Origin of the sequence: Pseudomonas fluorescens NCIMB 11764, from assembly GCF_000293885.2 — a bacterium.
Lineage (GTDB): Bacteria > Pseudomonadota > Gammaproteobacteria > Pseudomonadales > Pseudomonadaceae > Aquipseudomonas > Aquipseudomonas fluorescens_B.
In genome coordinates, this window is sequence record NZ_CP010945.1 from 3568121 (window position 1) to 3581246 (window position 13126).

The following is a 13126-nucleotide window of genomic DNA, read 5'->3' on the forward strand; positions in this document are numbered from 1 at the left end:
CGGCGCCGTTGTTTTAACGAAACGCTATGGGAGAGTTCAGTGCCGAGTGTTCGTGGCACTCGGCACTGGCATGCACCCCCTGTGCATGACGGGGCGTTTTACTGCATGCACAAACGCCCATTCCGACATCCTGTCGCTCCCCGAAAGGAGTGAATGAGTCAAACGCTGTCGATGCCCTCGGCGGCCGGAGCAGAAACCCTGGCCGGTGCGGTTTCGCGCAGGCAGGTGGCGACCAGCAGCCCGACCAGCACAGCGCCGAGTGCCAGATACATGGTGTTTTCGATGCCATGGTGCTGGGCGATATAACCGGCGATGGCCGGCGCGACGCCGCCACCGAAAATCTCGCCGATGCCGACTACCAGGCCGGTGGCGGTGGAGGTCAGCGCCGCTGGAACCGACTCGCTGGTCAGCGGCCCGACGGTCATGCAGATCATGCTGAAGTTGAAAAAAATAGTCAGGAACAGCAGCGCGAACAGTTTCACCGGCTCGGCACCCGTGCCCATCAGCAGCCACAGGAACACCCCGGTGGCCACGAACGAGATGAGCACCACCGGTTTGCGGCCGATACGGTCCGACACTGCCGGCATGATCAACTGCCCGAGAAAACCACCGAGGCCGATGGCCGACATCACAAAGCCCATCTGCTGCACTTGCAGGTGCAGATAGTCCATCAGGTAGTTGGGCATCATCACGCTGATGACGAACAGGCAGGTGAGCATGCAGAACATGCCGACGATATTCAGCCACACATTGCGAAAGCGCAGGGCATCCAGCCAGCCCGGTTGATCAGCGGCGGTGCGGCTTTTGGCTTTTTGCGGCGTGGCGGTGCGGGTTTCCCGCAGGTAGCGGTACATCGCCACAGCCAATAGGAAACCCGGCAGCGAGACGATCACGAACACCCAGCGCCAGGACGGCACCACCAACAGCAACTGCGTGGCCAGAATCGGTGCAAGCCCCAGGCCCATGATCGGGAAGAACGCCTGTTGAATGCCGATGTTCATGCCGCGTCGGGCCGGGTGCGAAGATTCCGCCGTGGCCGCCAGCGCCGTTGGGGTGAAGGCGCCTTCGGAGATGCCCATGATCGCCCGAATCAGCATCAAACCGCCGATACCGGTGGCCAGACCGGAAAGCCCCGCAAGCAACGAAAACACCAGCACCGCAGGGATCAGCACCTTGCGCCGGCCGATTCGGTCGGACAGTCGGCCCATGAAAATCGAAGAAATGCCCCAGGCCAGGCCCAGGATGGCGGTCACATTACCGAGGTCCTGATAATCCAGGCCGAGGTCTTTCATCATTACCGGGAACAGCGGCAGGATGATGAACCGGTCCAGGCCCACCAGGCCGAAACCCAGTGCCAGCAAGGCCACCGCTTTGAACTCGTAGCGAACATCCCACGCATGCTTATTGTTGTTCATGGTTGTTACTCGGATGGAGTTGAGGAGGGCAGCCGCCTCAGTGACGCGACTGCCACGGGCTTAGAAATAAACCAGCGCTTCGACCAGCCCGGTCAGTTGCGTGCGGTCACGCCCGGCGCCGAACGGGTGGTCATCGGCATCGCCATCGAACACGTCGTAGCGCACTTCGGGACGCAGCGAGATGTACTTGTTCAGGTCATAACGCAGGCCGGCGGTGACGGCATTGAAGTTGCCGCGGGCGGTGGAGGCGGGCAGCAGGATGAAACCGTCCGGGTCGGCGAAATGCTCGGCGCGCACCGAGTACGAAAGGTCCGGCCGCTGCTGGTAAGTCAGCACCGCGTTCGCGCCCCACCAATGCGCGCCATCGAAACCGGGGCCGTTGATGATGTCGACGGTGCTGGCTTTGCCGTCGCCGTCCTGATGGCCGTAGACCACTTCGGCGCCCATCGACCAGTTCGAGTCGAAGCGATGCCAGCCGTTAAGCGAGTGCTGCTGTTTGAATTGGCCGTTTGCCGACACCAGGCGCGAGGTCGGCGCCTGCACATCGCTGAAGCTGTCGTTCTGTTCATCGCCGAGGATGAATTCATAATCGATCCAGGTCTGCATGTCGGCGGTGCGCCAGCGCACCGCACCCATCAGCGACTTGCTGTCGTTGTTGTCGCGCAGGTTGTTCCAGCCCTGCACCACGCCCAGTTCCACACCGAGAATCCCCGACTCGCCGTTGTACAGGCGGGTGCCGAACTGGACGCCCCCCACCGTGCCGGGCTCGCTGACAAAGGCGTAGGTCTTGCTGGCGAACGGGTTGCGCGCGGCACGGATGTTCGGCGGGATTTCATAGCCGAGCGCCGGGCCGAATACCCCGGCCATGGCGGTGATGCCGGGGCCGTAAGGCAAGTAAGCCGTGGCGGCGATGTTGGGAATGGCGAGGAATTTCTGTTTGTCACGCTGAGCCTTCGCCAGGTCGTCATCTCCCGGGGAGTTGACGTCCCAATGCATGTCCCAGCCTTGGGTACGGGCGAATTGCGCGTTGCGGCCGTAGTTCATTTCGAAGGTGAAGCCGAAGGACGCTTCGGTCGGTGCCGGGCCGGGCAGGGGAGTAATGCGCGGGATCATGTCGCCCTTGAGTGCTTTGTCGACGAACAGGTGCAGGCCGCCCCATTCCAAGCCTTCATCGGCGAAGCCCACCAACGGCAGGTTGCTCAAGCCATCCTGACGCTCGTCGTGGGTCGAGCGGTTGTTGCGCGAGTAGCCAACGTCGAACAGACCGGAGACCGTGATCCCGTAATCCTTTTCCAGCGTGTCGCCGAACAGGCTGCGAAACAGCGTGCCTTCGCCGGTCTCGGGCGTTTCTGCCGCGTGAACATTGAGCGTCGCGAAGGCGGCCAGAACCGCACCAAGGGTTTTCACTTTGATGGTGTGCATTGTCTCTCTCTTGTTTTTATTGTCAGAGTTTCAGAGGAAAGGGGCGTCCATGCCCGGCAGATCGGTGTCAGACGTGACAAGCCTTCGCGTCGTTATCGACGGCGTTGTGGCGGGGGCTGTGTTGCAGTTGCTGGCGCAGTGAACCGAGCAGCTTCGGCAGTGCCGACAGCTCGGCCACGCCGCCGTAGCAGTAGTAATCCGGACGCACGACCAGGGCCTTGAGCCCGGCCTCGGCCATGAACTGCAAGTACTTGCCCGACACGTCGCGGTAGATGCCCTTGGCGCTGTCGGCGACAGTGGCCAGTCGCACGACCTTGAGGTCGTATTCGTTGATGAACGTCAGCAGTTGCGGATCGAGTGGCGCCAGAGGGTCTTCGTCTCCCCTGACCAGCAAGTGGAAACCACGGCCGATGACGTCGTCGTAGCGGCCGACCTTGCCGTTGATTTCAATCGAGCCGTGTACTCCGAGAATGCCGCGCAATTCACTGCCCTCCTGTAAAAGCCCATCGGTCAGGCCGGGGAACGGCGGCAGCGGCGCAACGTTGCCGCTCAAATACGCCGCATCGCGCTCGGCGGCTTGCACCGGGTCCGACACACACACCACTTTGCCCATGGCCATCGACGCTTCGATCACCGCGCGGATCTGCGGCTTGCGCTCCAGGGTGTAGCTGTCCAGCAGGGTGTTGTCGGCCAGACCGCGCAGCAGCAAGTCCAGGCGCCATGACAGGTTCCATGCATCGCGAATGCCCGAGCACATGCCCTGGCCCATGAACGGCGGCATCACGTGGGCCGCGTCGCCGGCCAGCAGCACCCGCCCGCTGTGCCAGTTCGCGGCGATGCGCGAGCGGAATTGATAGACCGCGTGGCGCACCAGGTCGGCGGTGTCCGGCGTGACCCAGCGCGACAGCAACGACCAGACCTTGTCGGTGTCTTGCAGGTCTTCGATGGTTTCATGGGGCAGGCGCATGAATTCCCAGCGGCGATAGCCGGGGCCGCCGGGCACCATGGTGGTCGGGCGTTCGGGGTTGCACCATTGGCCGATGTCCGGCACGTCCAGTTGCACACCGGGTTTTGGCTGCAGGTCGACCACCAGCCAGTCTTCCTGGAAACCGAGGTCCTGCCATTCAATGCCCAGCGACTGGCGCACGAAACTGTTGGCGCCGTCGGCACCGATCACGTAGCGAGCGCGCACGCTTTGCTGTTCTTCACCGAGGGAGAATTTGCCGTCCTGGCGAATTGCCCGATTGAGCACCATGTCGCAGCCATTCGCGTCCTGCTTGAGTGCAGTGGCTTCCCAGCCCTGATGAATCTGTACGTTGCCGATGCTCTTGGCCTTGCGGTCCAGTGCGGCTTCCAGAGAAGGCTGGTTGAACAGGTAGCCGAACGGTCCGTCGCTGATGGATTCGGCCGACCAGTCGATTTCTACCAGCACTTTCCAGTCGGCGTTGAACCACTGGTAGCGCGCCGACGGCTGGGAGATTTTCGCCAGCTCTTCGCCAAGGCCCATGGACAGGAAAATGCGGCGGATTTCATGATCGTAAAACACCGCGCGCGGCAGCGGATAAAGCGCCGGCCAGCGTTCGAAGACGGCGACCGAGTAACCCATCTGACCCAACAGAATGGCCAGGGTCTGGCCGACAGGACCGTAACCGGCGATGGCGACATCGACTGTGGTGTGCTGATTCATGACTGTGCCTCGTTTACTGCGCAATGATTTCCGGACATGGCCGGGCCCGTCGCGCGGTTCGGTGGAATCGCGCGATGCAGGAATTCAGGATGGTTGGTGGGGGGGCTTAGGCCGGCGCCGGAGGCTCTGCTTCAGTATTGAAAATGAAGTTGTCCGGTACGTTCGGCCCCCACAGGTACAGGGAGTTTTCCGGGGGGAAATCACCGGCGGGCCATTCGACGCCCTGGTCGATGTAGTCGATGTCAGCCGAGTACTCGCAGAACGAACCCCACGGGTCCTGCACGTAATGGAAGTAGTTCGAGCCCAGGCAATGGCGACCGGTACCCCAGCCTTTTGCATGCCCGGCAGCGGCCATCTGTGATGCGCCGGCGCCGACTTCGTTGATGTTGTCGACTTCCCACGCCGCGTGGTGCCAGCCCTTGGCGCTGCTTTTGGCAAAGGCTACCAGGTGATGATCGCAGCCGTGGGGCGCGTGGCTGAAGGCGATGATGTCCAGGGACTTGTCGGAAAGCTTCAGGCCCAGCGCTTGTTCGTAAAAGTGCAAGGCGCCGAGGACATCCGGCGTGAACAACAGGACATGAGACAGGCGGCGCGGACGGATCCGGACCTGGTCATCGCGTGTGGTTGCGCCACGGTTATTGGCTGGCGTGCTGCTGCTGAGGTGGGCGGTCTTCTGGTCGGGCATGGTTTTCTCGCCGACCTTGACCTGCAACAGGTTGCCATCAGGATCGCGGAACCAGATGCCGTCGCCAGGATGATTTTCAAAGCGACCACCTGCCGTTTCGATCTGCTGGCGGAGCGCGGTGAAATCCTGCTCGTAGCAATTGAAGCTCAGGTAGGCCATGGACTTGGCGGCGGCGGGCAGGATTTTTGCCCACACATGCCCGTCGGCGGCCCGTAGCAGGAGCTGGTCGGGTTGACGTTCCACATCGAGGCCGAAGCTATCGAAGAACTGGCAGGCTTCGTCCAGCGACGGAACGTTCAGCGCGTAGTGATCGATTGAATGCACACCATGGGACACGCTCATGATTGCCTCCATTTTCAATTATTGTAGTTATTGTGCGCAGGGCCGTCGGGCAGCCCTGCGCAAGCGTTGAAACAGTGCGATCAGGCTTCGTCGACCACCGGGTTGACCAGCTTGCCGATGCCTTCGATGGACACTTCCACCACATCACCGGCCTTCAGGTACACCTTAGGGTTCATGCCGAAGCCGACGCCTGCCGGGGTGCCGCTGACGATCACGTCGCCGGCTTCCAGGGTCACCGCTTCGCTGAGGGTCGAAATGATGGTGGCCACGTCGAACAGCATGTCGTTGGTATTGGCGGATTGTACGACCTTGCCGTTGACCCGGGTTTCCAGGAGCAAGCCTTTACCACCGGCCGGCAGTTCATCAGCGGTGACCAGTACCGGACCGAAGGCGCCGGTGTCATCGAAGTTCTTGCCGACGGTCCACTGCGGCGAAATGAACTGATACTCGCGCACCGAACCTTCGTTGAACAGCGCATAACCGGCGACATGACTCAGCGCATCTTCCTTGCTGATGTGACGGCCACCGCTTTTCAGCACCACCGCCATTTCACCCTCGTAGTCGAGGCTGTCGGATACCCGTGGACGAATCAGCGGCTTGTTGTGGGCCGTCAGGCTGGAATTCCAGCGCGGGAACAGCGTCGGGTAATCCGGTTGGGCGTACGGCGATTCCTTGGTGTGGTCGGCGTAGTTCAGACCCACGCAAACGATCTTGGTAGGGCGCGCCATCAGGGGCAGGTAGGCGTCTTCGGCGATTTCGACCAGCGCCCCGTTGGCTTCGGCACCGTGGGTGGTCAGGTTGACACCGCGAGCCAGCAGGGACTCCAGCGACTCGGTACCCAGTAAACGGACGCCTTCGGCGGTGACGACACCCAGGACCGGTTGACCTTGATTGAGGAAGCGAACGTAGCGCATGACGGTTTCTCTTGTTGGAGTGGAAAGGGCCGGTGTGATGGGCAGCCGACCGCGTAGCCCTAAAGCTAGGGCTAAAAAAATATATCGTCAACAAAAAAATATATATTTCATTGGATGTGAGAAATTTTGAAGTCTGTGTATGATTCGTCCAGACAGCGTAAAAGGAGTCGAGCGTGAATTCCCCTCAGATCAACTGGCAATCCGCGGAACCCGCCGAAAAGCGCACCATGGCCTCGCAACTTGAAGCCAGGATTCGCCAGGACATCATCAACGGCCATCTGGCCCCGGGCAGTCGCCTGCGCCTCAAGGAGCTGGCCGAAGCCTACGACGTCGGGGTCATTCCGTTGCGCGAAGCGCTGTCGCGCCTGGCCAGCAGTGGCTTCGTCTCGGCAGCGGACCAGAAGGGCTTCAGCGTCGGGCAGATTTCCGCCGCGGAAATTGCCGACATCACCGCCGCCCGCCTGCACATCGAATGCAAAGCGCTGGCCGACTCTATTCGCCAGGGTGACGTGGAGTGGGAGAGCCGCGTACTGGCCGCGCATCATCGGCTTGATCGCCTGACCATCGTCGAAGGTCCCGAGCGCCTGCTGAAGCCGGAATGGGAAAATGCCCATGAAGTCTTTCACCAGGCGTTGATTTCCAGCTGCAACTCTCCGACGTTGTTGCGGCTGTGCTCAGCGTTGCGGGATCAGACTGCGCGCTATCGCTTTCTGTCGATGCATTACAAGGAAAGCAGCCAACGGGATGTTCCCCACGAACATCGACAGCTAATGGATGCTGCGCTGGCCAAGGACGTCGACAAGGCGTGCGAGCTGTTGTCCAGCCATTACCAGACGACGACGGATTCGGTGTTGAAGCACGCGTTGCTGGTCTAGGCCTGCGGACCCCTTGGCGTGCAATCAATACTCTTTCGGCAGCCTGGGAACGAGGTACGGCAGGCCTCCAGCACCTGACGGAAGTCTTCGGCGCCGCTCAAAGCATGAGGTGGGTGCCACGATTGCGACGGCATGAGGGCCCATGAAGTCGGAATCGGAATGCTGCAGGCACTGATACATCCCAGCCAATCATCTTCTGCGCAGCATTGATCAGTGTCTCGATCTGAGTGACCTGCGCCATTACCTCGCCGGAGTACGTGCGCTCTCGCCACGAACGTGAGACGGTTGAAATGTTGTTTGCCCACCTCAAGCGCATACTGAAACTGGATCGCTTGCGACTACGTGGCATGAGTGGCGCGTCCGATGAGTTCACGCTGGCGGCCGCGGTACAGAACCAGCGACGTCTGGCCAAACTTGCATCTCAAGGGCCATCTTCTACGGGATAGGTGCGCCTGCACTAAGCCAAAAACCTAAAATTAACCCAATAACAGAGCAGCAAAGGTCAACGCCGGGCTGAGAAACCACACAAAGTGGTGAGTCGACTCTCCTGGTAGCCGTGCTTGATTTTACGCAGGCTGAAAATCCGACTTTTCCAACAGAATCGCCCGTTGGCTACCCGTCACCCGCGCGGTTTTTGGAAGTGATTGCGCTCAAGATGTTAAAGAGCCGGTCGCCATTTCGACGTACATCCCACGGTTCTCAATGACAGATCCACCGTCCTAAGAGTTTAGGGCCGCCGAGGTGAATCAAATGGTCGCGTCAGGTTCGATTGCAATCAGCGTTTGACATTCACATCAAAGTACACCTCAAAATTATCGTCCTGCAGATATCAAGCGATAAGCGCCTGCTCGTCCTACGGGGCTGGCCTCTAAGCAATGCTCTCCAGACATCTGTGAGTCCGACACCGCTGCAGCGGATGCAGACGTCCCCGATCCAATGCCCCCGAATTTATTGCCCGAACGTTGACGGTTAACTCATCGCGGTTGCCCGCTGTTTTTCCAGCACAGCACTCCGTCCAACCTTTCACTTGCCATTTATCTCAACTGCTGTTGATATAAATTGCGTGTGGACGTAGGCTCGTGAACAAGCCGGGTCCGTTGCGTCATCGACCCAAAGCTCAAAGCGCGTGTGCCATTACAAAAATAAGGACGCAAGAGATGAAACGTTGGTCAGTACTTGTTGGATGTTTTCTCGGAATGAGCATCGCGTCGCCGGCCATTCTACTGATTCCGCTGGGCCTGTTCATGAAGGCGGTGACGGCTGAGTTCGGTTGGTCGCGTACCGATTTTGCGATCATCATTTCCGTCGCGTCCATCTGTAACGCGCTGGTGATGCCACTGGCTGGCTTCCTCGTTGACCGCTTTGGCGCGCGCCGTGTCGCGCTGGTCGGAACGCTGTTGGGATGTGGCAGCTACATGTGCCTGTCGCTCATTCACTCGTTCCCTGCGTTCGTTGCGATCACGGCGCTTAGCGTGGCGTTCGGCAATCTGGCGAGTTATCCCGCCTTCCTGTTTTTGACCCAGCGCTGGTTCGATAAACACCTGGGGCTGGCCTTTGCGATTACTTCATCGGGCCTTGCGGTCGGCACCGGTGCGTTCTCGTATCTGATTTCGCAAAACATTGCATTGAACGGCTGGCGCGAGGCGTTTCTGGTGGCTGGGGCGATTGCTCTGGTGATTGGCCTGGTCAATCTGGCCGTGTTTGTCCGTGACAACAAAGGGCCGATTCCGGAGGCCGAACGCCGCACTGAAAAAAGCCAGCTGGAGGTGGTCGGTATGACGCTGCGGGAGGCCATGGTCACCCGTGATTTCTGGCTGTATTCGCTGGCCTTTGTACTGGTGCTGTTTGGCGTCGTGGGGGCCAGCGTGCACTTGCCGGCGATGCTCTCGGATTGGGGCGCATCCGCCAATCAGATCGCCGGCATTGTTGCGGCGGGTTCTGCCGGGTCGTTGCTCGGGCGACTGTTTGGCGGTGCCTTGCTCGATCATCTGCACACCCGAACCGTCGCGGGGATTTTCCTCACTTGCCAGTTGGTTGGCTTTCTGATGTTGCTGGACGGGCTGCACTGGGCGCTGGCGGCCAGTTTCCTGATTGGCGCGACCCAGGGTGCCGAGATCGACATTCTCGGTTATTTGATTTCCCGCCGCTTTGGCAAATTGGCGTATGCGCGGATCTTTGGCAGCGCCTTTTCGGTGACCCTGCTAGGCGCCATTATCGGCCCGTTCGTGTTGGGCATGGTGTTCGATAAAAGCGGTTCATACCGCACAGCCCTGATGCTGTTTCCGATACTCCCGGTTGTGGCGTTTGGTTTGTTGTGCCTGTCTGCCAAGTCACCCGATCAACCACAGCGTGTGATCGCGCCTGAAGCCACCTAGTAAAAACAAGCAATACGGCCACCGTGCGTGCCTGCGCCGTGGCCGGCTACAACGCTAATGACTGCCGAAAATAAGAATAAAAGGAAATTGTATGCGGCCCCATCAAAACGGGACGAACCGAATCCGTAAGCATGCGCCTGAATTTGTCCGCGTGACGCTGGCGGCACTGTTGGCAATCTGGGCGGCTCACTCGATGAATGCTCGTGCTGAAACAAACCCGACGCCGCAGAACGTTGTGGGTCAGGTTGCCCCGGAATTGAAGCAACCGGCTAAAAGTCTTGATCAGGCGGCTACAGAAAAAAACTTGCCCGACAGCCAACTGCTGGGCCACATCATCGAACGCAAAAAGCAGTTCGCGAAGATCGATGCACTGGTTGAACACGGGCAATTGACCGAGTTGCCGCCACCGTCGGAAAGCATCCTTGGGGACGCCGGCGGACTTCGCAGTGATCTGGCTGATTACGGCATTGGTTTCAACATGTTGAACATGACCACCTTCGCCAATAACTACCTCGATCACGACCGCCACAAACCGCAGGCTTATGGCGGGGAGCGTCCAACTTACTCGTCAAACCTGCTGCTCGGGTTTACCTACGATCTGGGTCAGGTAGGGCTCGACAACGGACAGTTCATTTTCGGTGTGGGCAGTTACTACTCCAGCTGGGATGAAGTGAATCCGTCCTCAAAATTCAGCTACACGCGCATCGCCTACTACCAGAGCCTGTGGGATAAAACCGTCGAATTCAAAATCGGCGTGCTGCCCAACGACCTGGAATTTATCGGCCCGTTTACCGGCGGCACGTTGGTGGGCGGCACTCAGGGTTTACAAGCGGTGATCCCGTTTCAAGTGGGTTTGAGCCACGCGCCGGTGTCCAGCCCGGCAGCCAACTTCACGCTGAATTACGGCAACTTCTATAACAAATTCGGCGTTCAACGCTCTATTAGTCCTGACGGCATGGGGCCGGAGATCGACCGCCATGCCGGTGAGCTCGACTTGCACGTTGATCACGCCGGCGCGCTGTACATCGATGAGCTCGGCTACAAACGCGCCTCTGCGCCGGGCACACCGTACGCGTGGCTGCGAGCCGGTTACATCCATAACACCTCGGAATACACGCAGTTCCTCAGCAACGAGCGCAGTGATGACAACTACGCCGGCTACGTGCTGGGCGACTACCAGTTTTACCAATTCGACAGCGCCATCGCTTCCCGTGGCTTGTACGCCGGGTTTACCTGGATGACCGCGCCTGAAGATCGCAACCTGTTTGACCTGTATTACGGCTTGCGCGTGTTTGCCAAAGGGCCGTTGGACTCGCGTCCATTCGACATGGTGATGCTGGAGTACGGCTACACCAGCTACAGCGACGACGCCAATAAAAAGCTCGATACGCTGCATGTGTCCAATGCCGACGACTCGAAATCGACAACGCTCGCTTACAACATGCGCGTTGCCGCCGGCACTTATGTACGCGCGGGGCTGAGTTACGTCGAACATCCGGCGTTCAGTCCGGACGTCAAAGACGCCCTCAACCTGCAAGCCAGTTTCACGCTGTTTTTCTAAAGCTTGATTGACCAACGAATTAGTTGCCCCCGGTGAGTACCGGCGCCAGACAAGGGAGTCTCTCCATGAGCGATACGCAAAAAGTTTACACACCGTCCACGCCACTGCCACCTGCCCGAACCGGCTTGTTGACCGCTTTCGAGCCGGGCACGCGGACGCTGGAAAAAGGCTTTCAAATCGCCCCACAGTTTCGCCCGATTCCCGTCGACATCGTGTTCGAGAAGGACGTCGCGGTGCAGTTGCGCGATGGCGTGACGATTTACGTCGACGTGTTCCGCCCGGCCGGTAGCGAAAAAGTGCCGGTGATTGTTGCGTGGAGTCCTTACGGCAAAGGGCAGGGCACCTCCGTCAGTGTTATGGGCGTGTTTGGTCTGGTCGGTTTGAACAACAATGTCGTGTCGGGGCTGGCCAAGTTCGAAGCGCCGGATCCTGCGTATTGGTGCGCCAACGGTTACGCGATCTGCAACCCGGACATTCGTGGCTGCGTTGATTCTGAAGGCAACAGCGTGCTTTGGGATCGTCAGGACGGTCGCGATTGCCACGACCTGATCAACTGGCTCGCGGAGCAGTCGTGGTGCAGCGGCAATGTCGGCATGAGCGGAACCTCGTATCTGGCCGTTTCGCAGTGGTTTACCGCCGCCGAGCAGCCTGCGGCGCTGAAAGCGATCAACCCGTGGGAAGGTGTCAGTGACGTGTACCGCGACCTGGTGCTGCGTGGCGGCATGCCCGATCTCGCCTTCGCCGGGCTGTTGCAGAACGGCAGTTTCTTCGGCAAGAACAACAAGGAAGACATTCTTGCTGAAGCCGCGCGCTACCCGTTGATGAACGAACTTTGGGAAAACAAGATTCCAGAGTTCGAACGCATCAATGTGCCGGCTTACATTGTCGCTAGCTATTCCAACACATTGCACACCGCCGGTACGTTCCGCGGGTGGCGACGAATTGCTTCGCATGACAAATGGCTGCGCATCCACAACACTCAAGAGTGGCCGGATTACTACGACGAAGCGAACGTCGAAGACTTGCGGCGCTTCTTTGACCGCTACCTCAAAGGCCAGGCTAACGACTGGGAATCCACCCCGCGCGTGCGTTACGCCGTGCACGACTTCGAAGGCGGCGACCAAGTTAACGTCGCGGCTGAAGAGTTTCCGCCACAAGGCGCGGTATCGACCAGGTTCTACCTTGACGGTCGCTCGCGTATGTTGACCTCCGACGCACCGGCGGCCGATGTCGCGGTGTCCTATGGTGTTGCCAACAATCCGAATGCGGTCTCGTTTATCACCCGTTTCGATCAGGTCACCGAGCTGGTCGGCTACCCCAAAGCGCACCTTTGGGTAGAAGCCAAAGGCGCCGACGACATGGATTTGTTTGTGCTGGTGCAGAAACTCGATGCCTATGGCACACCGCTGCAGCAGTTCACCACGCCTAATCACAGCGCGATGATTCACGATCTCACCGATCACGGCGCGACCATTCTTCGCTACAAAGGCTCGGACGGCCGCTTGCGTGTCTCGGCGCGGCATCTGGACAAAGCGCTTTCAAGCGTGGACGTGCCGGCCCACAGCTTTGATCGCGTGGAAAAACTCGCTCCGGGCGAGATCGTCGATGTCGAGATCGACCTGCTGCCGCTCGGCATCAAGTTCTACCCCGGCGAACAGCTGCGTTTCGTCATCAGCTCGCGCAACTTGATGGGAACGATGATGCCCGGCATCGCCGAATACACCGGCGCCAACAGCGGCGAACACGTGATCCACACCGGCGGTGAACACGCCTCCTACCTGCAACTCCCCGTCAAACTCAGCTGATCCTGGTGTGCGCCGTGCTCTTCAAAGGGCAGGGCGTACCTCACC

At 59.6% G+C, this 13126-nt stretch carries 9 protein-coding genes and 1 pseudogene; 5 read left to right on the forward strand and 5 right to left on the reverse strand.

The window, feature by feature from the left end:
- Positions 1-158 precede the first annotated feature (158 nt).
- The 5 genes from B723_RS16550 to B723_RS16570 all read right to left on the reverse strand — a co-directional run bounded on the left by B723_RS16550 (position 159) and on the right by B723_RS16570 (position 6465).
- Entirely contained in the window at positions 159-1415 is a 1257-nt protein-coding gene (locus B723_RS16550; protein WP_017337745.1) for an MFS transporter, read from the reverse strand.
- A gap of 60 nt (positions 1416-1475) precedes the next feature.
- Complete coding sequence (locus B723_RS16555) at positions 1476-2837, reverse strand: outer membrane beta-barrel protein (protein WP_017337746.1); 1362 nt, start codon at positions 2835-2837, stop codon at positions 1476-1478.
- Positions 2838-2904: 67 nt separating this feature from the next.
- Positions 2905-4524 carry a bifunctional 3-(3-hydroxy-phenyl)propionate/3-hydroxycinnamic acid hydroxylase gene (locus tag B723_RS16560; RefSeq protein WP_017337747.1) on the reverse strand — a complete coding sequence of 540 codons (1620 nt, stop codon included), beginning with the start codon at positions 4522-4524 and terminating at the stop codon, positions 2905-2907.
- A gap of 106 nt (positions 4525-4630) precedes the next feature.
- Positions 4631-5551 carry a VOC family protein gene (locus B723_RS16565; protein WP_017337748.1) on the reverse strand — a complete coding sequence of 307 codons (921 nt, stop codon included), beginning with the start codon at positions 5549-5551 and terminating at the stop codon, positions 4631-4633.
- Between the two features lie 80 nt (positions 5552-5631).
- Positions 5632-6465: a fumarylacetoacetate hydrolase family protein gene (locus B723_RS16570; protein WP_017337749.1), complete on the reverse strand. Its 834-nt coding sequence runs from the start codon at positions 6463-6465 to the stop codon at positions 5632-5634.
- 173 nt (positions 6466-6638) lie between these two features.
- On the opposite strand from B723_RS16570, the gene B723_RS16575 reads away from it, so the two are divergent.
- The 5 genes and pseudogenes from B723_RS16575 (at position 6639) to B723_RS16590 (ending at position 13081) form a co-directional block, all read left to right on the forward strand.
- Complete coding sequence (locus B723_RS16575; RefSeq protein ID WP_017337750.1) at positions 6639-7340, forward strand: GntR family transcriptional regulator; 702 nt, start codon at positions 6639-6641, stop codon at positions 7338-7340.
- A gap of 251 nt (positions 7341-7591) precedes the next feature.
- Positions 7592-7786, forward strand: a pseudogene (locus B723_RS32280) (transposase); the annotation flags it as partial.
- 750 nt (positions 7787-8536) lie between these two features.
- Positions 8537-9715: an MFS transporter gene (locus B723_RS16580; RefSeq protein WP_017337751.1), complete on the forward strand. Its 1179-nt coding sequence runs from the start codon at positions 8537-8539 to the stop codon at positions 9713-9715.
- Positions 9716-9806: 91 nt separating this feature from the next.
- The gene (locus B723_RS16585) at positions 9807-11276 is read left to right on the forward strand and encodes a carbohydrate porin (protein ID WP_017337752.1); all 1470 of its coding nucleotides are present in this window, start codon (positions 9807-9809) and stop codon (positions 11274-11276) included.
- A gap of 65 nt (positions 11277-11341) precedes the next feature.
- On the forward strand, positions 11342-13081 hold the full coding sequence (locus B723_RS16590) for a CocE/NonD family hydrolase (protein ID WP_017337753.1): 1740 nt from the start codon (positions 11342-11344) through the stop codon (positions 13079-13081).
- The last annotated feature ends 45 nt before the right edge of the window (positions 13082-13126 follow it).